This is a genomic window from Bellilinea sp., assembly GCF_034432615.1.
In the GTDB taxonomy this organism is placed as follows: domain Bacteria; phylum Chloroflexota; class Anaerolineae; order Anaerolineales; family Anaerolineaceae; genus Bellilinea.
The window spans coordinates 1-23,317 of the sequence record NZ_DAOUBL010000288.1 but is presented as its reverse complement, the minus strand read 5'-3'; the positions used below and the strand labels follow the sequence as shown (position 1 = coordinate 23,317).

The following is a 23,317-nucleotide window of genomic DNA, read 5'->3' as shown; positions in this document are numbered from 1 at the left end:
CCGCCTGATTCAGACCCCCGGTGTAAAAGTCAACCTTACGCCTTTAGGAAAAGAAAAGCTGGTGCAGGCAGCCATTGGCTTGACCGCTGCTCAGGCTCAGCGGGTCTTTGCCAAATCCATCGTTAAAGACGGTTTGCTGGATGACCGGGACATTGATCTGGTCACGGAAGAAAAGAAACAAATTATCCGCGAAAGTGAAGCCCTGGAATTTTTTGCAGTCACCGAAACACCTGACGATGTCGGCGGTTTAGAGGTGCTGAAAAACTGGTTGAGATTGCGCGAACGCGCCTTTTCTCAGGAGGCGCGCGCCTACGGTTTACCTGCTCCAAAAGGAATTGGCTTGATTGGCATCCCCGGCACAGGTAAAAGTCTGACCGCCAAAATGATTGGTGGTTTGTGGCGCTTACCCTTATTACGCCTGGATGTTGGTTCGTTGTTCGGTAGTTTGGTAGGTGAATCGGAAGAACGTACCCGCCGCGCGCTGAAATTGGCTGAAACTGTTTCTCCCTGTGTGGTCTGGATCGACGAGATGGAGAAGGCACTGGCCCACGGCGGTTTAGACAGTGGCACAAGTACGCGCGTTTTTGGCACAATTTTGACGTGGATGCAGGAAAAAACCGCCCCATGTTTTGTTGTTGCCACTGCTAATGATATTTCCAGCCTCCCGCCGGAGCTGCTCCGTCGCGGCCGCTTCGATGAAATCTTCTTCCTTGATCTTCCAACATTTGAAGAACGACGTGAAATCTTCGCCGTTCATCTGCGCAAACGCGCTCGCCTTCCGCTGGATTACGATCTTGACCTTCTGGCAGAAGCCGCCAGCGGTTACGTGGGCTCGGAAATTGAACAGGCCGTCATTGATGCAATGTATATCGGTTTCAACGATGGTCAACGGGAATTTTCCACAGAAGATATTCTGTACGCGCTTAAGCGTCAGGTACCACTTTCAGTTTCTCAACGCGAAAACATTACCATGCTGCGCAACTGGCTGCGAGAAGGCCGTGCTCAATCAGCCTCTTTCCAAAAAACAGAGGATGCCGAACATCAATTCGTCCCCATTCAACTGGATATCCGTTCAGCAGGTTAGGCTTTTCAGAGTAAATCGGGATGGAATATTCCAGTTTAGGAATTGATTTTGGTACCTCCAACACACTGATCGCTGGTTGGGATGAACAATCCCAACTCATATCTCTTATTCCCATCCCCACTTACAGCCGCCTGGTGGTGCAAGGTACAGATGAGGTACCGCTCATCCCTTCCCTGATCCACTATTCGTCAGACGGGCGCATCTGGATCGGTCAACAGGTGCGTGAACATGCTTCCCCTGCCTCACGGCGAACGCTGCGCTGGATGAAACAATATATTGTCAACCGCAGCCCTATTCGCATTCAGCTGGACAATCATAATATAACCCCCGCCCAGGCTGCCCAGGATTTTCTCACAGCCATTTTTGCATTTTTACGTGCAGAACATGGAGTCCGACCTGATAAAGTTGCCTTCAGCGCACCGGTTGAGTCCTTTGAAGATTACAACTACTGGTTGAATACCCTGGCCGAATCGAACCGCTTGAACAATTTCGTTCTGATTGACGAACCAATCGCCGCAGCCGTGGGTTACGGTCTTTCTGTTCAACCCGGCAGTGTTTTTTTGATTTTTGATTTTGGCGGCGGAACAATGCACGCCGCTATGGTGATCATGCAAAACGAATCCCTGGTCGGCGGCAAACCTTTATGCCGCGTTTTAGGCAAAGCCGGTAAAAACATTGGCGGTATGCGGATTGACCAATGGCTTTATCAGGAACTGCTCAAGCGCTTCGACTTGTCTGAAGATCACCCTGTGGTAAGACAATCCAGCAATCAAATCTTATCTGCCTGCGAAAGATTAAAGGAATCCCTCTCCATCCATGAGAAATCCTCAACCGGAGATCTTCAATTAGGTAACGGCGCCACCATTAATCTTTCGGTCAACAGGGATGAATTTGAAACAATCCTTATTCAAAACCATCTTTTCACCGAAATTGACCACTTGCTACGCAATGTTCTCAATCAGGCAAAGGAAAAGGGTTATTCCGAAGATCAAATCCAATCGGTATTAATGATTGGCGGCAGCAGCTTGATTCCCTCGGTACAGCAACATTTACAACACTTTTTTGGCTCACAGCGGGTTGAGTTGAACCGCCCGCTGGATGCAGTCGCGCGGGGTGCCGCACTTTTTGCGGCTGGGGCAGGTATTCTCGATCACATCCGCCACGATTATGCAATCCGCTACCTTGATCCAAGCACCCGCCAGTACGCCTTTCATAAAATCGTTCCCAGCGGCACACCCTATCCCACCACTGAACCTATAGCCAGACTGACAATCAAGGCCTCTCATAATGGCCAGCAAAAACTGGGAATGTCTATTTTTGAAGTTCGGGATCATCAGCAAAGCAGTTTTTCTCAGGAAAATATTGAGCTGATCTTCGATCCACAAGGTTGCGCACGGATTGTTGAGCTGCCTGTCCGGCAAGTTCAAGAACGCGCTTATTTTTATGTCAATGAACATTCGCCGACATTCCTGACCGCTAATCCCCCTGCTGAAGCGAATATCCCTCGCTTTGAAGTGGCTTTTCACATCGACTCACAAAAAAGATTGACCATTACCGCCCGCGATTTGCAGACCGGGATTATCATATTGGAAAACCAGCCCGTCATCCGCTTGACCTGAGGAATCCATACATGTCGCATATTTCAAAACTTAAGACAGAATGGGTAGATGCGGAAATTCTCATGCTTGCTTTGCGCGACCTTGGATATGAAGTTGAACAAGGAGACCTGACCATTACTTCTTTGCGCGGTGAAAAGATGGGAGTGGAAATTAAAATCCGCCCGCTGTTAAGCAGTGAAATTGGTTTCCGAAAACATCATGGTAAATTTGAAATGGTTGCTGATTGGTTTGGTGTACTCGGCGTTAAGCGTCAGACCCTCGTCCGTCAGATCAACCAGCGATATGCGTATCACGCCGCTCGTCAAAAACTGGAAGAGCAGGGCTTTTATCTCGTCGAAGAAAAAGACGAGGCTGGTAAAATTCACTTATTAATGCGGCGGATGGGATAACGGTGATTCCATGGACATTCAAGAAGTTGAGTTGACAATTCACCCCAACGGGCAGGTTGAAATCAGCGTTCGCGGTGTAAAGGGAACCACCTGTCTGGAAATCACCCAATCTCTTGAAGCAGCGCTTGGCAACCATCTGGTTGAGCGCAAGTTAACTGCTGAAAGTCAGGATACCACCTCTGACAACAGCAATTTCCTTCCACCCGTGGAAATCAAAGGATAGTCCGCTTGGAAAATTCGCTGCGTGTTCATCATTTTGAACCCCTCAGTTATTCCAACGGCCCCGGCAGACGGGCTGTCCTCTGGCTGCAGGGTTGCACTTTAAATTGTAGGGGCTGTTTCAACCCCTCCACCCATACCATTTCTGGCGGAAAACCAGTTCTTATAAGTGAACTTCTAAAAAAGTTATTGCGTATTCACCCCAAAATTGAGGGGCTGACCATCAGCGGCGGAGAACCCTTACAACAGCTTAAACCGCTGCTGAGTTTTCTGACACAAATCCGGAATGAAACAAGTCTTTCCATCGTCGTGTTTAGCGGTTTTACATTTGAGGAAATCCGCGCCATGCCCCAGTCAGATCGGTTGATTTACCTGGTGGATGTGCTTATCGCCGGCCGGTACGACCATACGGTTCCCTCAAGCAATCCATGGATTGGATCAGGCAATAAAACGATTCATTTCTTTACTTCGCGCTATTCCATGAATGATCTCCAAAGTGTTCCCTCTGCCGAAGTAATTATCCAACCCAACGGAGAAATCATTTCAAGCGGAATCCATCCACTCGTTCTGCGATAAACATGAATGACCAGCCTTTTCTGGAAGATTTTCGTCGCACGCTCCATTCGATCAGCGAGATTCCGGCGCTCCCCAAAGAGATACTGTTACGGTTGATCCATAGGGGAATCATTCGCGAGCTGCTCTCTTACCCCAACCCGCATAGCATTGCCCTGCTTGAGGATGTTTGTATTACCGCTCCAATTCCCGAAATTCGCGAAGATGCCCTGAATGCCCTCTTTCAGTTAAGCCGCGAGAATCTATCAGACGCGGTTCTAGGGTTGTACCGCCTCGCAGTAGAAGGTAATCATTCCGGGGCCATTTCTTTTCTCCAAAAACATCCGTTGACTTCCCCTCAGCCCGAGCTTCAAGCGGCATTTTCGTTTATGTACCTCACCGATGATGACTATGCGCAATTCGACAAAGACTTCACGCGGTTAGCCGACTATTTTTTCCACCTGGCCCAGCCTTCCACCCGGCTGAAAATCATCCAATCTGCCAACTCTTCTTTCAAACACAGACTTTCCAATTTGCTGAATGCGCTGTGGCTGGATCAGGAAGAAAAGAGCGACTTTCTCGTCAGGTTCTATCCCCAATCCTCACAAATCGAAAAGCGATTAATCCTGCAACAATTAACTATCCTCGCCGATTCGGGAAACACTGCTGCTCAAAACACGCTTTGTCGGTTGGTAATCAGTTATGATGACCCTGCCGCGCGAGAAATCTGTCTTCAGCGGAACTACTCGCCTTTTCTACCCGCCGAAAAAGCCCTGTTCTACTTTCTATCCAGCCAGTGGGAGCAGTACGAAACATACGACTTCACTCATCACTGGCTGTTGGAAGCTTACTCATCTGCCAGCCCATCTTTACGCCAAAAAGTCCTGGCGCATGCCCGCACAACGGGTCAAATTGGGTGGTTATCCAATCTTTCCAATTACCGGCCCGCCTTGATGATCTGGGAGTTAAGCCCGTCAGATTGGGAGAAAATCCGGATAACTATTCTTTCCAATCCGCGGGATAATTCCTGGGTGCGCCTTTTGAATTATGCTCCTCTTTACTGGGCAGCCTGGCTGCTCGCTCAATTGACCGCCGCACCGGACGTTTTCAGCTCAGAACCGGAATTGAGCGAGATTGCACAACAAGCGAAAGGATGTCTGCCTCAACCGCTGCCCTTCCCTTCAAGAACTGTTCTTCAATCCCCTGCCGGCAGCAATACCTGTTTGGCAGTTTCACCATTTGGGACCGAAGTAGCATTTGGCAGTCTAGAATCCTCAATTCAATTGCTCAGTCTGATCACACTTGAATGGCAAAAACCCCTGCTCAGTCCAACGGCTCCGACACGTGTGCTTGCTTACGATCCACAGGCAACTTATCTTGTCTGCGCTGGTGGCGATCAACGCATTCGCATTTTTCGTCGTCAGGACTACGCCCTGGTAAAAACTCTGGAAGGACATCAAGGCCAGATCAGGTCCATCATTTTCCAATCGGACGGACGAAGGGTTCATTCAGCTGGTTTTGACGGCAGAATTTTCTCGTGGCACTTCCCCAGTGGTTTGACCTCTCAACCCCCTATCGAAACTGGACAAGAGATTTTTTCACTGACCATTTCCCCGGATAATCAATTATTGATTTATTCCAGTGCCAATCGCACCTGCAATTTCTTCCCCATGAGTGGTGGTCAACCAATTCATTCAATTTCTGAAATGGATGGGGTTCCTCTTGCCTTAGCAGTCAATTCCCGCCAGAAACTGGCGATTGCCTCTCGTTCTGCGACGATTCAACAATTCAGTCTATCCACCTATCAGCCGCTTACTCCAGGCCGCTCCACGGGCTCGCCTTTGAACCATCTCATCTATCATCCCACTGTACCGCTGCTTTTTGGTATGGAAATTAGCGGCAAAATAAATGCCTGGCACGAAACGGACCTGGAAGTCATCCTGGAAAGCGAACTCCACACCCAACCAGCCTCTGGACTTGGCCTCACTCCTGATGGAAACCTGCTCATCAGTTCCAGCACGGATGGCAAAGTAGTAATATGGGATTTACAGCCTTTCCTTTTGTACTTTCAACCCATTCAAAGCGACCTGCATGAATGGATTGAAAAAATTACCGGCTGGCTGAAAATGGATATGCCAATTTCTAGCCGCCAATGGTTGGAGTTTGCCCTGCAATTGTTGCATTGGCGCGCGCGTTTTGATATTCAAATCGGTGAAGCTGAGCCGCTCCAAATTGGTGAATTTGACATTTTGTTGTAAAAAACTTTAATGGGGAAGAGTATAATGGGGTTTTGGTTGAATTGAACCCTTTGGATCATCCATTGTGAACCTCAAAAAGTTATTTTCAAATCCTACAGAACTGGACAGGATACAATCAAAGAATTTCACCAATGTACAAATAGACGCCATTGGTGTTGGACTGGCGAACGCAGCTGCGCCATTTTTACCGGTTTTTCTTACCCGTTTGGGGGCAACCTCTTACGAAATTGGTCTATTGACATCCATGCCAGCCCTGGCAGGCTTGATTCTGGCAATACCCATGGGGCAATTTTTACAAAATCAAAAAAAGATTATCCCGTGGTTCAGTCTTGCCCGTTTGGGCGTCATCATGAGTTACGCTCTCACCGGCATTCTGGCTTTTCTGCTTCAGGGTCAGCCACTGATTACCGGCATTCTCCTCGTTTGGGCGTTGGCTACAATTCCACAAACCTTATTGAACATCTCCTTTTCGGTGGTCATGAATGCTGTGGCAGGCCCCAATTTGCGTTACGAATTAATGACCCGGCGTTGGTCAATTCTGGGAGTTACTACTGCCATAGCGGTTTTCATCATCGGACAATTTTTAGACCGTATAGCATTCCCAACCAACTTTCAGGTCATCTTTATTTTTCTTTCAATTGGTGGATTAATCAGCTACTATTTTTCTTCTCACATCAACCTGCCCGATTTTCAAAAACCAAACACACAGGGGAAAAGGCCACTTCGAGAAACCCTCAAAGAATATCGCATCCTCTTGAGTGGTGAAAAACCATTTCAATCTTTTGTGATTAAGCGCTTTGTATTCCTCTCAGGAGCAGCCTTGACCTTACCTCTCTTTCCGCTTTATTTTGTGCGGGAAGTGCAGGCCAGTAACAGTTGGATTGCCACGATCAATATGGCTCAGACGGCGATTGTCATCGTGGGTTACTTTTTCTGGACTCAACAATCCCGTCGGCGCGGTTCACGAAATGTACTGCTCTGGACCACCTTAGGAGCAGCGCTCTATCCAATCCTCGTAGCCAGTACACATAATGTGGTTCTTATCACCTTATTCGCCGGGATCAACGGCATTTTTCAGGCCGGCTTGAATCTGGTCTTTTTCGACGAGCTGATGAAAACCGTCCCAACCGAATACAGCGCCACATTTGTTTCAATCGCTCAAGGTCTCCAATATATATCATCCATCCTTTCACCCCTGATTGGCACACTGATCGCAGACCTTGCCGGGCTCAGCATTGCGCTGGTAGTCGGCGGAGCCTTGCAACTCATCGGTTTTGTCATGTTCTGGCGTAACCGCCAGTTGATCTTTATTCGCAATCAACCTTCCCCGGCTGGATGAGTCAACCAACTCAAGACCTAACTGACCCACTCAACCGGCAAGTGATCAACTCGATTGACAAAGACAATATAGGTGCCCTCATTATCCACTTCAATGCAGGTCACTCCCGTGTTGTTCATCACAAACCAGCCCTGATAGGGAGAAGCCACCCCCAGCAGTTCCGTCATAAAATAATTGAAAAACGCACCATGACTGACCATCACCACCACGTCGGCCGTATTGCGGTGGCGTTCCATCAACCGGTGAATGGTTCGTTTGGCGCGGAAGTGAGCATGTTCGTCCGTTTCGAAAGGTGCGTTATACCAGCCTTCCTGATCAACATTCTCCACAAACTTCAAGCGCGGAAAAGCGCTTTGTAATTCGGTCTGTTTCTTACCGGGCAGACCGATGTTGAGATCCGTTTCGGGATCTTTGAGATAAACACCACCGACTTCGTGCAAATCCCGCCATCCCAGGATTTTTAAGTCCAATTTTTCTGCAATGGGCTGTGCAGTTTGAAGAGAACGCCACATCAGGCTGCTGTAAAGGTGAATACTATCTGGTTTATGGATTTGAGGGTCACCCTCTCTGGACAGATATCGCTCGAAATGATTGCATAATGCCAGCGATTGTTTTATCCCCAATTCCGTCAGCGTTGGATCGCTGGAACGCCCATCACTGCTGCCGGTTTGTTCCCATAATAAGTTATTGGTTGATTGAGCATGTCGAATAAACAGAATACGCATTATTTCGCTTTCCTTTTTCGATTGGTGGAGGGTGTGCCTATTTGGTATATAATTCACAGATAATTTTGGAACATCGCTTTATTATACCGTTCAAAAAATCTTGTTTATGGTTCATCAAGGTTTCTGGAATCATCAATCTCTGACCATCAGCGTCAAAGGAAACTGCCTCACCATCAGTTTGGGGAGCAGGGAGGTATTCAGTTATGACCTCGCGGGTCGCCTGTGGACAGCGCTGGTAGATGAAATTTCCTATCGGCGTGGTCTGGATGGCAAAATTGTTGCCAAATGGCAGACTGGTGAGAAAACCCGCCAGCGTCGTTGGCTTACCCCACCTGAATCGGCTGATCTAATTGAACGCGGTCATGCTCTCCTCTGCAAGCTGACGAGCGACTTACGCTCTCAAAAAATTGTTCTCAACCCACCGCTAAACGACAAGGGCTGGCGCGATTTACAAACCGCTGCCGCCTTCGACAACACCGCCGCTGAAGCCGATGCACTCGGCTATTTCCGGGTTTACAAACCGATCGGCATTCTTCCACCCGATCAATATATCTCGGTTGTTTTACAGGCAACCGAAGGCTGCTCCTTTAATACCTGCACCTTTTGCGATTTCTACCGCGATCGTCCTTTCCGAATAAAACGAGTTGATGAATTTCGAGAACATATCCGTGCAGTAAAAGCATTTTTGGGGGAAGGCCTCAGTTTGCGCCGCACCATCTTCCTGGGCGATGCCAACGCGCTTGTCATTCCAATGCCACGCTTGATCAGCCTTATGGAAGTAATTCATGAGGAACTGGATGTGGAAAAACTGGGCGGCATTTTTGCATTTCTGGATGGTTTTAGCGGGGAGCGCAAAACCCCACAGGATTTTTCACGCCTGGCTGAATTGGGTCTGAAACGGATTTACATTGGCATGGAATCCGGACATGAACCGCTGCTTAAATTCTTACGCAAACCCGGCACGCCGCAGGATGTATTACAAGCCGTTCGCAACATCAAAGCAGGCGGTGTGGCGGTCGGAATCATCGTGCTGCTGGGAGCAGGTGGTGAAACTTATGCACAAGCCCATATTCAAGATACAATCCGGTTAATCAACGCAATGCCACTGGACATGGAAGATTTGATTTACTTCTCCGAGCTGGTCGAAAATGAAAACCTCCCCTATGTTCAAACGGCTTACCAGAATTCCCTTCAACCCTTAAGTGCAGAAAAGCGTATTCAACAGGGCGAAGCGATTGAAAACAATTTGGTTTTCGGGAAAAAAGGCACTCCGCACATCAGCCGCTATGACATCCGTGAATTTGTCTACTGAATCGATTTACCGGGGTGAGATTACGGTCATTTTCCATGGCGCTTTGACCGATTTCTTTAAATCCAAATCGGAATCTTGCACCATCCAATTTCAACTGCGCGAAAAGACCTCCCTCAAGCACATTATTGAAGCCCTGGGTGTGCCACACCCCGAAGTTGGGAAAATCCTTGTCAACCAGCAAGAAGCGGACTTGACCTTTCATCCCCTACCTGGCGACCTGATCCACATTTACCCCGGTCAACTGGATCAGCAAACCTCCACCGACAATTGCCCAAAATTCATACTGGACAACCACTTGGGTAAATTGACGGCATATTTACGCTTGCTGGGTATTGATGCCGGTTACAATCCCAAATTTGAAGATGCCGATATTGCTCAAATTGCCGCCGAACAGGGTCGCATCGTCTTGACCCGTGATCGCGGCTTATTGAAGAGAAAAGTGATTCAGCGGGGTTATTGCGTGCGGGCGGACAACCCACTTTCCCAGTTAGACGAGGTCACTCGCCAATTTCAACTTGCGTCCTATTTCAAACCCTTCACCCGTTGCCCGCGCTGCAACGGCCTCTTAGAACGGGTGGCAAAAGAGGCAATCCTTCAACATTTGCTGCCATTAACCCGCCAGTACTATAACGAGTTCAGCCGTTGTTCGCAGTGTGGTCAAATCTACTGGAAAGGCTCTCACTACGATCGCATCAAACCGATTATCCAACGCTTTGCCATCATCAACAACGAGGAAAAATGAATTTTACATTCCCGGTTGGAAAACTACCCCCTGAATTTTTACAGCAACTGATTAACACTCTCCCCACTCAATCCGAGCGGGTCATCGTCGGCCCCGGCATTGGTCTGGATTGTGCGGTGGTTGAGTTTGGTGAACGCTGTCTGGTCTTTAAGAGCGAACCGATCACATTTGCAACCCGCCAGATCGGCTGGTATGCCGTACAAATTGCCGCGAATGATATTGCCACAACTGGAGCACGTCCGCAATGGATGCTGCTTACCCTGCTGCTTCCGGAGAATAAAACCAGCCCTTCAATGGTCAAAGAAATTGCCGAAGAGGTGAGTGAAACCTGCCGTCAAATGGGAATTGTGCTGATCGGCGGACATACCGAAGTAACCAGCGGCTTGGATCGGCCAATTTTGGTTTCCACTTTGATTGCAGAAACTACCCGCGAAAAGGTCATTACTCCCTTAGGCGCTAAACCCGGCGATGTCCTGATTTTAACCAAAGGCATCCCCATCGAGGCTACCGCCCTGCTGGCAAAAGAATTTCCCGAGCGGCTGCAAGGCGTCCTCAGCGAATTTGAAGTTGATCAAGCTCAAAATTTTCTTAAAGAACCCGGCATTTCGGTAAGCCGCGATGCAGAAATTGCGGTCAAAGCAGGAGAAGTCCATGCCATGCACGACCCGACCGAGGGCGGGCTGGCAACCGCCCTCTGGGAACTGGCATATGCCAGTCAGAAAACTCTGGTCATTGATCCCTCTGAAATATTTATCCCTCAACTTTCCCGTAAAGTTTGCAATATTTTTGGGCTAGATCCCATGGGTAGCATCGCATCAGGAGCACTCCTCATTGCCGCTTCCGCCGAATCGGGTCTGGAAATTATCAAAGCCTTGCGGAAAGAGAGCATTAACGCTTCCGTCATCGGCGAAATCGAAAGTGGTCAGCCAGCCGTTTATCAAATCACCGAACATGGCCGGCAACTGCTGACCAAATTTACCCGCGATGAGATTGCACGAGTATATGAAACTGTCTAAATAATCGGGAGTTATTCAGAACATGGGCTTTATCCTGTCGGTCATTTTCGGCTTCTTACCCATGCTGGTTTTTGCCTTCTTTGTTTACTGGCTTGACCGTTACGAGAAAGAACCCCGCCACCTGTTGGGTGGGGCTTTCGTGTGGGGAGCTGTCGTTGCAGCTGGTTTTGCCTTTTTGATCAACACCTTGCTTGGAGCAGGAATTTTTATCTTAACCGGCTCAGAGCTGATTGCCCAACAAACCACCGGTTCGCTGATCGCCCCAATCATTGAAGAATCCCTCAAAGGGATGGCCGTGCTGATCGTCTTTTTCTTTTACCGCAAAGAGTTTGACTCCATTTTAGATGGAATTGTGTATGCAGGAATTACAGCGTTGGGTTTTGCCGCCACAGAAAATACCTACTATATTTTTAATTACGGGTATCTCGAAAGCGGGTATACCGGTTTATTAACCCTGGTCTTTATCAGGGTGATTCTGGTAGGCTGGCAACATCCATTCTACACCGCATTTTTTGGCATCGGTTTGGCAATTGGCCGCCTTTCACCGCACCGCTTCAAAAGATTGTTGTTCCCCACAGGTGGTTTGTTACTTTCAATTGCTTTACACAGTATCCATAATACCATCCCCTCGATCATTCCTGGTATTGCCGGCATTGTGATCGGAACATTATTTGACTGGACGGGCTGGCTCGGCTTGGGAATTTTCATCCTGTATGTCATTTATCACGAGAAAAAGTTAATTCAATCGGAATTGAAAGAAGAGGTGCAATTGGGCATCATTTCTTTGGAACAGTATCTTAATTCGTCCTCAAATATTGCCCGCTTCAAAACACTTCTAAATCATTTCGGTAAACCATCATTCCCCACAATTGCTCATTTTTATCAATTGTGTGCCGAACTCGCCCATAAAAAACATCAATTTCGCCGATTGGGGGATGAAGAAGGCAACCTCAAAATCATCGCTCAGTTGCGCGGTGAACTGGCACAATTAAGCCCGCTTGTGGGTTAATTCAAAATCTTGCCCGCCGCCGAAAGCGTGGTAAAATCTAGGCACATCGGAATAACGGATTTTTTGCGCCCGTAGTGAAGTGGATATCACATTACCCTCCGGAGGTAAGAGCCCGAGTTCGAGTCTCGGCGGGCGCACTAATTTTTAATCTATCCTTTGTTAACATTCTACTAATACTTGTCTGGTATAAATAATTTCGATATTCTGGACAATGCAGAGAACAAAAGTGTTAACATGGAGGACTAGACAATGGAACTGATGTTTGGAGGGTACGGTTTATACATCCTCTTCTCACTGCCAGCGCTCATATTGGGCTTTTGGGCTCAAATTAGAGTTCAAAGCGCTTTTAATAAATATTCCCGCGTAAGGACCTACGCTGGTTTGACCGGCGCCCAAATTGCCCGCCGAATGCTCGATTCGGTTGGCCTGGCCCATGTTCGAGTTGAGCCGTCACAAGGCTTTTTGAGTGATCACTACGACCCGCGTGTCAAAGTCTTACGTTTGAGCCCGCAAGTATATCAAAGCAACAGCGTTGCAGCAGCAGGTGTGGCTGCACACGAAGCAGGACATGCCATTCAGGATGCCAGTGGTTACGCCATGCTCCAGCTGCGCTCCGCATTGGTACCGGGTGTACAAATTGGCAGCTGGTTGGGCCCCATAATCTTTATTATCGGCTTTTTCCTCTCCCCGACAATTGGCACCTCTATTGCCTGGCTGGGAATCGGACTCTTTGCTCTGGCGGCGGTTTTTGCGCTGATTACGCTGCCGGTTGAGTTTGACGCCTCACGGCGCGCCAAAGCCTGGTTAGCCACTTCTGGGACAATTTACAACGAAGAGATCCGCGGGGTTAATAGCGTTCTCGATGCTGCAGCTCTGACCTATGTTGCGGCAGCTGTGCAAGCCATTTCCACCATTCTTTACTATGTCTTCTTGCTAACGGGACGCAATCGAGACTGATTCGCTCAAACTTTTTCCTTGACACCATAGCACATGGAACAGCACTCCCATGTGCTAATTTTTTTCCTGTGAAAATCCGCACAAAAAATGGATAGTTAATGTAAAATTAAACCAAGTTAAACTGAGTTCAATCTTGTTTACCAGCGAGGTCAAATGATCACCAGAACCGTTCCCGATATTGTTGTTGGGAGACTACCCCGCTATCTACAAGCCTTAGAGCATATGCATCGTGAAGGAATTAAAACCACCTCTTCTCAGGAGTTGGGTGAAGCAATTGGCATTTCGGCGGCCCAAATTCGCAAAGATCTCTCTCAATTTGGAGAATTTGGCAAACAAGGCACGGGATACTCGGTTGCCTATCTGGTTGAACAGTTGCAAATGATCTTAAGATTAAACAGAGTGTGGGATCTTGCCCTGGTGGGAATGGGAGATTTAGGCAATGCGCTTGCCCGCTATCAGGGCTTTGCGGAACACGGTTTTCGCATCACTGCTGCCTTTGATAACGACCCGGAAAAAATAGGTAAACAAGTTGCCGGCCTTGTCATTCAAGACAGCCGCGAAATGAAACGAATCATCCCTCAATTGGGAATAAAAATCGCTATGCTGACAGTCCCGGCCGCTGTTGCTCAAACGGTAGCAGAAGAACTGGTCAAGGCTGGCATTCGCGCCATTCTTAACTATGCCCCAATCAGCCTAAATTTACCCATCGGGATTCATGTGGAGAACATTGACCCGATTATTAAACTCCAGCACATGACCTATTATCTGGAATAACCGGAAAAAGGCCGCAGATCTAAAAATTGATTAAACTTCGCCGCAGCGTATCCCTCATTGCCAGCGCCCGACAAGCCCCTTCGGCAGTGCAGGTAAGCGGATTATCCACAAGGTATGCTGGAATACCCAATGACTTGGTTAAAAATTTATCCATCCCGCGCAGTAACGCACCCCCTCCGCACAACGCCACCCCGCGGTCAATGATATCAGAGATTAATTCGGGAGGCGTCTTTTCAAGAACCCGTTTGACCAATGCAACAATTTCATCCAGAGGTTCCTGTAAAGCATCTACAATATCATCCGTGGTCAGGTTAACGGGTCTGGGCAATCCGGTCACCTGATCCTGGCCCTGCACTTCCATGGTTAATTGTTGCTCTAATTGAATTGCGGCCCCAATTCGAATTTTGAGCAATTCGGCGGTGTTTTGACCGATAATTACCCCAAACTTTTTTCGCACATAATTGACAATGGCTTCATCCATGTACAATCCGCCGGTGCGGGAGGTTTCTGCGGTTACAATGTCATTCATCGCCAGGATGGCAACCTGATTTGTCCCGCCCCCAAGCGAAATGATCATATTACCCGACGGGGTATTGATAGGGAGATCAATTCCCAACGCAGCAGCCAGCGGCTGTTTGATGAGTAAAACTTCTCGGCTGCCGGAGCCAAGTCCGGCCTCATGGACTGCGCGGGTTTCCACACTGGTAACCCCATAAGGAACAGTCAAAATGATGCGGGGGCGAAAGATCAGCATTGGCCCACAAATTTTCTTGACCAGATATTGTAATAAATTCTCAGTAATTTCAAACTCGGCAATCACGCCATGCCGCAAAGGTCGCACCACTTCGATACTATCGGACACACGCCCCATCATATCACGGGCAGCCTGACCCCACTCGACCATTTTTTGTTCTTGAACCACAATCGCAACCACGGTAGGCTCTTGCAGTAAAATCTGATTGCCTTCGGCGATTACGGTATTGAGCGTGCCCAAATCAATGCCCAATTCCCTTGAAAATGCAGGCATATCGCTCTTAATCCTTCCGTTCACAAAGATGAGATGCCCTCAAGTGGCACCTTCTTTTCATTATACCCTGAATGTCCTAACCGCCGCCTATTCGGGGCTGCCCACTACGATAACGTTGTGCAGCGCTGATCCGCAAAGTACTTCGGCGTAAGGCAGCTTGCGCTGCCAGGTATTCATCCGTATCCACATCACTGATTTTACTGAGCAATTCTTCCGCCCGACGACGGGCTTCTTCCGCGCGTGCCAGGTTGATTTCCATCACATTTTCGGCGGCATCAGCCAGAATGACAACCGCTTCCGGCAGGACTTCCGCCACCCCGCCGGCAACAGTAAAAAACTGCTCTTCACCCTTTTTGCGCACCGTAATAATGCCGTATTTCAAAATGGTCAGCAGAGGAGAGTGATTTGGAAGAATACCCATTACCCCTTCCACGCCCGGCAGAACAACGATATCCACATCGTCCTGATAGACTATTCGGTCTTGCGAAACAATTTCACAGCGAATCGGCATCTTTCAACTCACTTATGCCAGTTCTTTGGCTCGTTCACGGGCTTCATCAATCGTTCCAACCATGTAGAAGGCCTGCTCAGGCAAATCATCACAACTACCATCCAGAATTTCTCGAAAACCGCGCACCGTTTCTTTGAGGGGCACATAGCGGCCAGGACGTCCGGTGAATTTTTCAGCCACAAACATCGGTTGCGAGAAAAATCGTTCAATTTTCCGCGCACGGGAAACGATTAGTTTGTCATCTTCACTCAGTTCGTCAATACCCAAAATGGCAATGATATCCTGAAGGTCTTTGTATCGCTGCAACACCCGCTGAACTTCACGGGCAGTGGTGTAATGCTCTTGACCTACAATGTTTGGGTCCAAAATACGTGAGGTGGATGCCAGTGGATCTACGGCCGGGAAAATGCCCTTCTCTACAATAGAACGTTCCAATGCAATGGTAGCATCCAGATGGGTAAAGGTTGCCACTGGCGCCGGATCGGAATAGTCATCTGCCGGTACATACACCGCCTGCATCGAGGTGATCGAGCCGTTGCGGGTTGAGGTAATCCGCTCTTGCAACTCGCCCATCTCGGTTGCCAGGGTCGGCTGGTAACCCACCGCCGAGGGCATACGACCCAGCAGAGCCGAAACCTCCGAGCCAGACATGGTAAACCGAAAGATGTTATCAATAAACAACAACACATCCCTGCCCTGATCACGGAAGTACTCTGCCATGGAAAGCGCCGTAAGAGCAACCCGCAGGCGTACACCTGCCGGTTCATTCATTTGCCCAAAGACCATCACGGTATCTTTCATGACGCCCGATTCCAGCATTTCGCGGTACAGTTGGGTTCCTTCCCGGGTTCGTTCACCCACACCAGCAAAAACCGAATTTCCCTGATGCACAGTGGCAATTGAGCGAATCAATTCCATAATGATGACGGTTTTGCCGGTGCCTGCTCCGCCGAAAATGCCCGTTTTACCACCTTTTGTAAATGGCGCAATCAGGTCAATCACCTTCAGCCCGGTTTCAAAGACCTCGACGCGCGTTGATTGTTCGGCAAAAGTCGGTGCAGGACGATGAAGTGGGTAATAAGTATCGGAAACAACCGGCCCAAGGTTGTCCACCGGTCTGCCAAGCACATTGAAGATGCGACCGAGCGTGGCTTCTCCAACCGGCACTTTAATGGGGGCGAAGGTTCGACGTGCCGGTAAATTTCGCACCAGCCCATCGGTTGAATCCATGGCAATACAGCGCACCCAGCTATCGGGTAATTGTTTTTCCACTTCTAAGATAAGGGGGTCTTTACCATCCCGCTCAACTTCAACGGCTTCATATAACTCAGGCAGGTCATCCGCCGGGAATTCAACATCCACTACACCACCCAGAATTTGAACCACACGACCGGTTGCTTTTTCCATAATCTTTAATACTCCTCCATCTGTCTCTCAGAAATTGCTTACTTATCTTTCTGCGGTTGCCTGAGCCAGTGCTTCAGCGCCTCCAGTAATATCCAGAATATCATTTGTAATTGAAGCCTGCCGGGCTTTGTTGTATTCAATTTGCAAAACTCCAACCAACTCTTTTGCACTATCGGTTGCATTGCGCATGGCAACCATGCGAGCTGCATGTTCACTTGCCTGCGCTGAAAGGATAGCCTGATATATCTGCAATGCGGTGAAGCGGGGGATAATTTCATCCAGTAATTCTTCGGCTCCCGGCTCGTAAGAAAATACCCGGCTGGAAGCGGTTGGTGAACTCATGTACTGGATGGTTGAATCCTCTTCTGGTTTTAATGGCAGTAAGCGGCGGATGACCGGTTCCTGTTTGAGCATGCTGATAAACTCGGTGTAGGCAATAAAAACTTCATCCACATTTCCACTCAGGTATTCATCCACCACCAGTTTTCCAATGGGCGCACACACATTGAACGAGGGATTGACCGGCAAACCGCTGAATTCAGCAATTACTGGCCTGCGCCGGCGAATCAGCATGTCTCGGCCTTTTCTACCAATCGTGACAAATACCGCTGGAACATCATGTTCGCGCATCGCAATCAGGGTATGGCGCACAATGTTGACATTGTAGGCCCCCGCCAAACCTCGATCAGATGTTACCAGCAACACCAAATCTTTCTTGGCTTCTTCTCTATCCGCCAGCAAGGGATGCAGGTTTTTTCTCCCCGGCTGCCGGGAAAGATGCACCAGCACTTCCCAGGCTTTTTTGGCATATGGCCGGGTCTGCTCATTGGCCTGAATCGCCTTTCTCACCTTGCTGGCGCTTACTGTTTCCAGCGCCCGTGTAACCTGAGCCAGATTTTTGATGCTGCGAATTCGCAGCCGCATTTCACGAATAGATGGCATTCGTCTTCCTCAACTCGCAGCCTTATTTATATCCAACCCGCGTTAAAACCCTGAATCGCTTCTCTTAACCGGGCTTCGGTTTCCGGAGTAATCAATTTCTTCTCCTGAATATCTTTCCCGATATCGGGATGAGAAGATTCCATGTAACGCAGGAAAGCATTTTCCCACGCCTTGACCCGATCCACCGGCACATGATCAACAAACCCGTTAACCCCTGCAAACAAGGCCATCACCTGATTTTCCAATGACATGGGTTCGTATTGTGGCTGTTTAAGAATTTCCTGCAAACGCAAACCGCGGTTCAACTGTGCCTGGGTGGCTTTGTCGAGATCAGAGCCAAATTGTGCGAACGCCGCCAGATCTCGAAAAGCAGCCATGTCCAGACGCAACCGGCCGGCAACCTGTTTCATCGCTTTGGTCTGGGCATCACCACCCACGCGGGATACCGAAATACCCACATTAATGGCCGGTCGGATACCTGCATTAAACAGGTTGGATTCAAGATAAATCTGCCCATCCGTAATGGAAATAACGTTGGTGGGAATATAGGCAGAAACATCACCTAATAAGGTTTCAATAATTGGCAAAGCCGTTAATGAGCCGCCGGTTCCTTCCACCGGTAACACTTTATACTGATCGGCATCCGGCAGGGCTTTCAGGGCTTGTTCGGCATCGTGTTTAGCCAGCGGACCGCGATATTCTTTGCCATCCACCCCATCTTCCGCTTTGGCTTTTGACCCTTCAAAGGTTTTGGGCACAATCACATAATGGGTTGCAAGCCGTGCTGCCCGCTCTAAAAGACGGGAGTGCAGATAGAAAACATCACCAGGATATGCCTCGCGTCCCGGCGGCCGCCTCAGCAACAACGAAATCTGTCGGTATGCCCAGGCGTGCTTGGAAAGGTCATCATAAATTACCAGTGCATCACGCCCGCTTTCCATAAACTCTTCACCGATGGCACAGCCTGCATAAGGAGCAATGTATTGCATGGCTGCCGGCTCATCCGCTGCCGCCATGACCACAACAGTATGCGCCATGGCGCCGTAGCGTTCCAGTAATGCAATTGTGCGGGCAATTGCAGCCTTTTTTTGACCGATGGCAACGTAAATGCAAATCAGATTTTTGCCTTTTTGATTGATGATTGTATCAATTGCTATAGCCGTTTTACCGGTCTGGCGGTCGCCAATAATCAACTCCCGCTGCCCTCTCCCAATCGGGATCATGGCGTCAATCGCTTTGATACCGGTTTGCACCGGTGTATCCACATCCTGCCGTTCAACTACACCCGGTGCAATTCGTTCCAGAGGTCGGAATCGATTGAAAACAACTGGACCTTTGCCGTCAATGGGTTCGCCCAAAGCGTTGACTACCCGTCCAATTAATCCATCTCCAACCGGCACGGAGGCAATTCTGCCGGTAGACCGGACTTGCATCCCTTCGGAAACGGTCAGGTAATCCCCTAAAATGGTAACGCCAACCCTGTCCTTTTCAAGATTGAAAGCAATCCCCATCACGCCGTTTTCAAATTCTACCAGTTCCTGGGATTGCACCCCAGCCAGCCCTTCAACTTGCGCAATACCGTCTCCTGCTTCGATAACGGTTCCAACATTGCGGATCTCCAGATGTGGCTGATAGGATTGAATCTTTTCCTGAAGGTCGCTGGTTAATTGTTTGATCAGGTCGCTCATTGAGCCTCCGAAAGAAAATGAGGTTGGACGGGCAAAATTACTGCGAACGAAATACGTCTGTTTCCCAACTTAACGGGTTAAATCATACTAGAAAGAAAGACCTTTGTCCAGTTGCAGGCGTGGACAAATTTATCCTTTTTTACTTCGAAAGAAATTGAAGAGCAAGCCGCAATCGCTCTTCCACATCTTCAGAAGCATCCCGCGGCAGAGATTGTATTGCACTTTGGGCTTCGACGACGCTATAGCCCAACGCCGTCAGGGCTTCTAAAACTTGCAGGTCAACATCCATAAGGCTAATAGCCTGCTGTAGGGGACCTCCCTCACCCACTTTACCCTGTAAGTGCAATAAAATTTTTTGGGCTGTCCGTTTGCCAACCCCCGGCACACGCGCAAAAAGTTCGGCCTGTTCGTTGAATACTGCCTGACGAATATTTTCCACTGAAAGGGTGGAAAGGATGGATAACGCCATCCGCGGACCAACGCCATTCACGCCCAGTAGAAGGATGAAAAAGTCCCTCTCCATTTCGGTTTCAAAACCATAAAGCGACCATCCATCTTCGCGCACAACCAGATGGGTATGCAAAAAAACAGCATCCCCAACCCGCGTTTGCCGTGCGGTGGTAACCGGTACAAACGCTTTTACCCCAATGCTTCCAACTTGAATCACCAGACTGTCTCGGTCGCTTCTAACCACTTCGCCTTGCAGATGAACGATCATGAAATTGAATTGCCCTCCTGTCGTAGACGATTTTCCCGCCTCTTATTATAAATTTCATATACACACAACGCTGTTGCCACTGCCAGATTAAGAGAATCACTTTTACCCAGCATGGGAATTGCCACCATTTCATCGCAAATGGCAAAGTGCTTTTCCTGCAAGCCATGCCGCTCACTGCCCATCAGTAAAACCATGCGGATGGGATAATCGAAAAAGTGGTAGTCTATTTTGGCCTTATCTGAAGTGCCAATGACAGGGATGGAATGGATCTTCTTCCAATTAGCGAACTGTTGAAAACTGGCCCTGATCAACACCTGATTGAAAACCGCCCCCATACTGGCGCGGATACTTATCGGGTCATAGGGATCGGTACACTGGTCCAACAGGATCACCCCCCTTGCGCCGGCTGCATCGTTGCTCCTCAGAATTGTCCCCAAATTGCCCGGGTCTGCCACCGAATCCAGGGCTACCCAAATTTCCTCATCCTGAGGCACGATATCCTCCAATTCAGCCCACTTTTGATGAATCACGGCTGCAATTCCCTGGGGTCCATCTTTGGAAGAAAGAGAAATAAACACTTCTTCACTGACAGGTAACACTCTACCGCCAGAGGTTTGAAACTTTTCTATCAGTTGTTGACCAAAAAGGCTGTTTAATAATGTCGGACTGTAAATCAAGAGTTCGATGTGCCAGTTTGAATCCAGCGCTTCACCCACAATCCGCAAACCTTCAACAAAAAATAAACCACTTTGCTGCCGTTCCTTCCGCTCACGCAATTTTCGGATTTGTTTGATGGTTGGGTTGGATAGGCTGGTAATCATTTTTCCAAATTTTTATATCGCACACTATGCAGATGACAAATGGCAATTGCCAGTGCATCGGCTGCATCGTCAGGTGTTGGAATCACTTCCATATTCAGAATTGCCTTGACCATGTACTGAACCTGCTTTTTATCGGCAGATCCATAACCAGCAACTGCCTGTTTGACTTCCAGCGGAGTGTATTCACTCACTTCAATCTGATTTTCTGCCATCGTCAGCAAGGCCACACCTCTTGCCTGCCCAACTGCTATGGCAGTGGTCACATTTTTTTGAAAAAACAATTTCTCCACCGCCGCACTTTCCGGACGGTGGAGTTGAATTATTTTTTCCAGTTCCTGATGCAGCAATAATAGGCGCTGTGCCAGAACCAGGTTGGGTGGGGTGGTTACAACACCATAATCCACCAGTAAAATTCCGTTTCTTGTATCACGAACCACACCGTAGCCGGTGGTCGCAACCCCCGGATCAATACCCACCACCAACACGAGGGCTATTCCTCAGCCAGAGTAGCCATTGCCTCCTCAGAAATGCGCAGATTGTGATACACATTCTGCACATCATCCAGATCTTCAAGGCTTTCAACCGCCCGCAAGACCTGCAAGGTTTCCTCCGTTCCAAGCTCCATTTCTGAGGTCGGAATCATCCGTAAACCTGCGTCTTCCGGTTGATAACCGGCCTGACGCAAAGCATCCGAAAGGGTTTTGAACGATTCTACCGGGCCAATAATCTCAATGGTGCCGTCATCGTAATTGACATCTTCAGCGCCAGCAACAACGGCAACATCAAACAATTTTTCCATGACAGATTCATCGCCAGGAACTGCAAAATATGCTGCGCGTTTGAATTGCCAGGCAACCGAACCTGCCTCTCCCAAACTGCCGCCTGCGCGAGTCAACACATGGCGTATCTCAGCAACGGTGCGATTGCGGTTTTCAGTGACGCATTCGATCATTAAGGCTACACCGTGTGGAGCATAACCTTCATAGAAGACCTCTTCAAATGCAGCGCCGTCTTTGGATTCTCCCGTGCCTCGCTTAATGGCACGTTCAATATTCTCTTTTGGCATATTTTGACTGCGTGCTTTTTCAACCGCTAGCCGGAGACGGAAATTGGTTGCCGGGTCTCCTCCACCTTCCCGTGCCGCAAGGACAATTTCCCGCGTCAGGCGGGTGAACAATTGCCCGCGCTTGGCGTCCATAGCACCTTTCTTGCGTTTAATGGTTGCCCACTTGGAATGACCAGACATATTGTGTTCTCCTTCAAAACCTGAACAAGTGCCAGACTGTCAAAATTTTCTAAATTATACCATGCCGCTGTCCCCAACATCGTGATTTTTCCAAAATAGACTGTCAGGACCTCATAACTTACAGAATGTTTACAACCCCGGATTTGATATTGATTTATCACCGTTATAATACTAAATTATTACTGAAACAATATAAAATCCAAAAAATGACCACAGATGATCATGGTGAAATTACAACATTTTTTTCTGATGCTGCCCATTTTCCTTAATACCATCATGGTTCCCCTTGAACAGACAATCCCCCTCACGGGATTACCTGTATATCTGGATGGACGCCCGCCCTTTATTGTTCAATTAACTCAAGATCCGCTGGAATTATTTATTGAGCAGGTTGCCAAACCTCAACAAAGCTCTTCGCCGGTTGGCCTTTTTCATCCTGTGCTATTGCAGGCAGAAATCATTCAGCAGCCAAAAAACGCTCCTGGTTTTGTCAGCACCGATCCACAGAAATTGACCCAATTCAGTCTTGCGGGTCAATACGGGGTAACGGCGCTGCTGGCTCATAACTACCTGATGGGACAGACTTTTTTCAAATTTCAGGAAGGTGATATTCTCACCATTGTGTATGGCGATAAAACCTTTCAGGAATATCAGATTGAGGAAATCCGCCGCTATCAGGCATTAACCCCTAACAGCCCTTATTCAAAATTCGTCAACCTTGCAGACCCGGACAAAAAAGTAATCACTGCAACCGACTTGTTTTACGAAATCTACACCCAAAAAGGTACTCTTGTCCTGCAGACTTGTATTGAAAAAGAGGGTGAACTTTCATGGGGGCGCATCTTCATCATTGCCAGGCCGATTGAAGCCATGACAACTTATCCAACTCAATAAGCAGCAGGTTCTTCAGAGATGGTAAGTGGTTCGCCCACCGGTTGAGCAACGACGATCAACCGGTGGGT

General features: G+C 48.5%; 24 protein-coding genes and 1 tRNA gene. 15 read left to right on the top strand and 10 right to left on the bottom strand.

The features are described 5' to 3' along the window. The 7 genes from VAE48_RS13200 to VAE48_RS13170 form a co-directional block, all read left to right on the top strand. On the top strand, window positions 1–1,084 hold a 1,084-nt coding region (locus VAE48_RS13200), incomplete at its 5' end, for an AAA family ATPase (protein ID WP_322793798.1). Window positions 1,085–1,104: 20 nt separating this feature from the next. Beyond that, entirely contained in the window at window positions 1,105–2,703 is a 1,599-nt protein-coding gene (locus VAE48_RS13195; RefSeq protein WP_322793797.1) for an Hsp70 family protein, read from the top strand. An 11-nt stretch (window positions 2,704–2,714) separates the two neighbouring features. Then, entirely contained in the window at window positions 2,715–3,092 is a 378-nt protein-coding gene (locus VAE48_RS13190; RefSeq protein WP_322793796.1) for a DUF1257 domain-containing protein, read from the top strand. Window positions 3,093–3,102: 10 nt separating this feature from the next. Then, window positions 3,103–3,315: a DUF2997 domain-containing protein gene (locus VAE48_RS13185; protein WP_322793795.1), complete on the top strand. Its 213-nt coding sequence runs from the start codon at window positions 3,103–3,105 to the stop codon at window positions 3,313–3,315. 5 nt (window positions 3,316–3,320) lie between these two features. After that, window positions 3,321–3,887: a 4Fe-4S single cluster domain-containing protein gene (locus VAE48_RS13180; protein ID WP_322793794.1), complete on the top strand. Its 567-nt coding sequence runs from the start codon at window positions 3,321–3,323 to the stop codon at window positions 3,885–3,887. 2 nt (window positions 3,888–3,889) lie between these two features. Further along, window positions 3,890–6,121 (top strand): hypothetical protein, encoded by a 2,232-nt coding sequence (locus tag VAE48_RS13175; RefSeq protein WP_322793793.1) that lies wholly within the window; start codon window positions 3,890–3,892, stop codon window positions 6,119–6,121. A 64-nt stretch (window positions 6,122–6,185) separates the two neighbouring features. Continuing rightward, window positions 6,186–7,460, top strand: coding sequence for an MFS transporter (locus tag VAE48_RS13170; RefSeq protein ID WP_322793792.1), 1,275 nt, complete (start codon window positions 6,186–6,188; stop codon window positions 7,458–7,460). Between the two features lie 17 nt (window positions 7,461–7,477). On the opposite strand, the gene VAE48_RS13165 is transcribed toward VAE48_RS13170, so the two are convergent. Continuing rightward, window positions 7,478–8,185 (bottom strand): histidine phosphatase family protein, encoded by a 708-nt coding sequence (locus VAE48_RS13165; protein WP_322793791.1) that lies wholly within the window; start codon window positions 8,183–8,185, stop codon window positions 7,478–7,480. A 106-nt stretch (window positions 8,186–8,291) separates the two neighbouring features. On the opposite strand from VAE48_RS13165, the gene VAE48_RS13160 reads away from it, so the two are divergent. The 7 genes from VAE48_RS13160 to VAE48_RS13130 all read left to right on the top strand — a co-directional run bounded on the left by VAE48_RS13160 (window position 8,292) and on the right by VAE48_RS13130 (window position 13,995). Continuing rightward, window positions 8,292–9,497 (top strand): radical SAM protein, encoded by a 1,206-nt coding sequence (locus tag VAE48_RS13160; protein WP_322793790.1) that lies wholly within the window; start codon window positions 8,292–8,294, stop codon window positions 9,495–9,497. After that, window positions 9,487–10,239: a Mut7-C RNAse domain-containing protein gene (locus VAE48_RS13155; RefSeq protein ID WP_322793789.1), complete on the top strand. Its 753-nt coding sequence runs from the start codon at window positions 9,487–9,489 to the stop codon at window positions 10,237–10,239. The genes VAE48_RS13160 and VAE48_RS13155 overlap by 11 nt, the downstream gene beginning before the upstream one ends. After that, the gene (locus VAE48_RS13150) at window positions 10,236–11,255 is read left to right on the top strand and encodes an AIR synthase family protein (RefSeq protein ID WP_322793788.1); all 1,020 of its coding nucleotides are present in this window, start codon (window positions 10,236–10,238) and stop codon (window positions 11,253–11,255) included. Before VAE48_RS13155 ends, VAE48_RS13150 begins: the two co-directional genes overlap by 4 nt. Window positions 11,256–11,277: 22 nt before the next feature. After that, window positions 11,278–12,264, top strand: a complete 987-nt coding sequence (locus tag VAE48_RS13145; RefSeq protein ID WP_322793787.1) for a PrsW family intramembrane metalloprotease — start codon at window positions 11,278–11,280, stop codon at window positions 12,262–12,264. A 65-nt stretch (window positions 12,265–12,329) separates the two neighbouring features. Continuing rightward, a tRNA-Arg gene (locus VAE48_RS13140) sits at window positions 12,330–12,401 on the top strand. A 121-nt stretch (window positions 12,402–12,522) separates the two neighbouring features. After that, window positions 12,523–13,221, top strand: a complete 699-nt coding sequence (locus VAE48_RS13135) for a zinc metallopeptidase (RefSeq protein ID WP_416181046.1) — start codon at window positions 12,523–12,525, stop codon at window positions 13,219–13,221. 153 nt (window positions 13,222–13,374) lie between these two features. Then, complete coding sequence (locus VAE48_RS13130; protein WP_322793785.1) at window positions 13,375–13,995, top strand: redox-sensing transcriptional repressor Rex; 621 nt, start codon at window positions 13,375–13,377, stop codon at window positions 13,993–13,995. A gap of 19 nt (window positions 13,996–14,014) precedes the next feature. Here the strand turns inward: VAE48_RS13130 and VAE48_RS13125 are convergent, their stop codons facing one another. The 9 genes from VAE48_RS13125 to VAE48_RS13085 all read right to left on the bottom strand — a co-directional run bounded on the left by VAE48_RS13125 (window position 14,015) and on the right by VAE48_RS13085 (window position 22,355). Continuing rightward, window positions 14,015–15,022 (bottom strand): rod shape-determining protein, encoded by a 1,008-nt coding sequence (locus VAE48_RS13125; protein ID WP_322793784.1) that lies wholly within the window; start codon window positions 15,020–15,022, stop codon window positions 14,015–14,017. Between the two features lie 76 nt (window positions 15,023–15,098). Continuing rightward, on the bottom strand, window positions 15,099–15,533 hold the full coding sequence (gene atpC, locus VAE48_RS13120; RefSeq protein ID WP_322793783.1) for an ATP synthase F1 subunit epsilon: 435 nt from the start codon (window positions 15,531–15,533) through the stop codon (window positions 15,099–15,101). A gap of 12 nt (window positions 15,534–15,545) precedes the next feature. Beyond that, complete coding sequence (atpD, locus tag VAE48_RS13115; RefSeq protein ID WP_322793782.1) at window positions 15,546–16,940, bottom strand: F0F1 ATP synthase subunit beta; 1,395 nt, start codon at window positions 16,938–16,940, stop codon at window positions 15,546–15,548. 42 nt (window positions 16,941–16,982) lie between these two features. Continuing rightward, window positions 16,983–17,882: an ATP synthase F1 subunit gamma gene (gene atpG / locus VAE48_RS13110; RefSeq protein WP_322793781.1), complete on the bottom strand. Its 900-nt coding sequence runs from the start codon at window positions 17,880–17,882 to the stop codon at window positions 16,983–16,985. 26 nt (window positions 17,883–17,908) lie between these two features. Then, on the bottom strand, window positions 17,909–19,570 hold the full coding sequence (gene atpA / locus VAE48_RS13105; protein WP_322793780.1) for a F0F1 ATP synthase subunit alpha: 1,662 nt from the start codon (window positions 19,568–19,570) through the stop codon (window positions 17,909–17,911). Between the two features lie 139 nt (window positions 19,571–19,709). Next, window positions 19,710–20,288 carry a Holliday junction branch migration protein RuvA gene (gene ruvA, locus VAE48_RS13100; protein WP_322793779.1) on the bottom strand — a complete coding sequence of 193 codons (579 nt, stop codon included), beginning with the start codon at window positions 20,286–20,288 and terminating at the stop codon, window positions 19,710–19,712. Further along, window positions 20,285–21,109 carry an RNA methyltransferase gene (locus VAE48_RS13095; RefSeq protein WP_322793778.1) on the bottom strand — a complete coding sequence of 275 codons (825 nt, stop codon included), beginning with the start codon at window positions 21,107–21,109 and terminating at the stop codon, window positions 20,285–20,287. The genes ruvA and VAE48_RS13095 overlap by 4 nt, the downstream gene beginning before the upstream one ends. Next, window positions 21,106–21,594 (bottom strand): crossover junction endodeoxyribonuclease RuvC, encoded by a 489-nt coding sequence (gene ruvC / locus VAE48_RS13090; RefSeq protein ID WP_322793777.1) that lies wholly within the window; start codon window positions 21,592–21,594, stop codon window positions 21,106–21,108. Before ruvC ends, VAE48_RS13095 begins: the two co-directional genes overlap by 4 nt. 5 nt (window positions 21,595–21,599) lie before the next feature. Further along, complete coding sequence (locus VAE48_RS13085; RefSeq protein WP_322793776.1) at window positions 21,600–22,355, bottom strand: YebC/PmpR family DNA-binding transcriptional regulator; 756 nt, start codon at window positions 22,353–22,355, stop codon at window positions 21,600–21,602. Between the two features lie 222 nt (window positions 22,356–22,577). On the opposite strand from VAE48_RS13085, the gene VAE48_RS13080 reads away from it, so the two are divergent. Next, window positions 22,578–23,249, top strand: coding sequence for a hypothetical protein (locus tag VAE48_RS13080; RefSeq protein ID WP_322793775.1), 672 nt, complete (start codon window positions 22,578–22,580; stop codon window positions 23,247–23,249). Window positions 23,250–23,317: the final 68 nt, after the last annotated feature.

Excerpts from the sequence above, each read along its gene's own strand:
- VAE48_RS13195 (WP_322793797.1), top strand. The coding sequence starts at position 1,105 with ATGGAATATTCCAGTTTAGGAATTGATTTTGGTACCTCCAACACACTG.
- VAE48_RS13190 (WP_322793796.1), top strand. The coding sequence starts at position 2,715 with ATGTCGCATATTTCAAAACTTAAGACAGAATGGGTAGATGCGGAAATT.
- VAE48_RS13185 (WP_322793795.1), top strand. The coding sequence starts at position 3,103 with ATGGACATTCAAGAAGTTGAGTTGACAATTCACCCCAACGGGCAGGTT.
- VAE48_RS13175 (WP_322793793.1), top strand. The coding sequence starts at position 3,890 with ATGAATGACCAGCCTTTTCTGGAAGATTTTCGTCGCACGCTCCATTCG.
- VAE48_RS13165 (WP_322793791.1), bottom strand. The coding sequence starts at position 8,185 with ATGCGTATTCTGTTTATTCGACATGCTCAATCAACCAATAACTTATTA.
- VAE48_RS13160 (WP_322793790.1), top strand. The coding sequence starts at position 8,292 with ATGGTTCATCAAGGTTTCTGGAATCATCAATCTCTGACCATCAGCGTC.
- VAE48_RS13150 (WP_322793788.1), top strand. The coding sequence starts at position 10,236 with ATGAATTTTACATTCCCGGTTGGAAAACTACCCCCTGAATTTTTACAG.
- VAE48_RS13145 (WP_322793787.1), top strand. The coding sequence starts at position 11,278 with ATGGGCTTTATCCTGTCGGTCATTTTCGGCTTCTTACCCATGCTGGTT.
- VAE48_RS13135 (WP_416181046.1), top strand. The coding sequence starts at position 12,523 with ATGTTTGGAGGGTACGGTTTATACATCCTCTTCTCACTGCCAGCGCTC.
- VAE48_RS13130 (WP_322793785.1), top strand. The coding sequence starts at position 13,375 with ATGATCACCAGAACCGTTCCCGATATTGTTGTTGGGAGACTACCCCGC.
- VAE48_RS13125 (WP_322793784.1), bottom strand. The coding sequence starts at position 15,022 with ATGCCTGCATTTTCAAGGGAATTGGGCATTGATTTGGGCACGCTCAAT.
- atpC (WP_322793783.1), bottom strand. The coding sequence starts at position 15,533 with ATGCCGATTCGCTGTGAAATTGTTTCGCAAGACCGAATAGTCTATCAG.
- atpD (WP_322793782.1), bottom strand. The coding sequence starts at position 16,940 with ATGGAAAAAGCAACCGGTCGTGTGGTTCAAATTCTGGGTGGTGTAGTG.
- atpG (WP_322793781.1), bottom strand. The coding sequence starts at position 17,882 with ATGCCATCTATTCGTGAAATGCGGCTGCGAATTCGCAGCATCAAAAAT.
- atpA (WP_322793780.1), bottom strand. The coding sequence starts at position 19,570 with ATGAGCGACCTGATCAAACAATTAACCAGCGACCTTCAGGAAAAGATT.
- ruvA (WP_322793779.1), bottom strand. The coding sequence starts at position 20,288 with ATGATCGTTCATCTGCAAGGCGAAGTGGTTAGAAGCGACCGAGACAGT.
- VAE48_RS13095 (WP_322793778.1), bottom strand. The coding sequence starts at position 21,109 with ATGATTACCAGCCTATCCAACCCAACCATCAAACAAATCCGAAAATTG.
- VAE48_RS13085 (WP_322793776.1), bottom strand. The coding sequence starts at position 22,355 with ATGTCTGGTCATTCCAAGTGGGCAACCATTAAACGCAAGAAAGGTGCT.
- VAE48_RS13080 (WP_322793775.1), top strand. The coding sequence starts at position 22,578 with ATGGTGAAATTACAACATTTTTTTCTGATGCTGCCCATTTTCCTTAAT.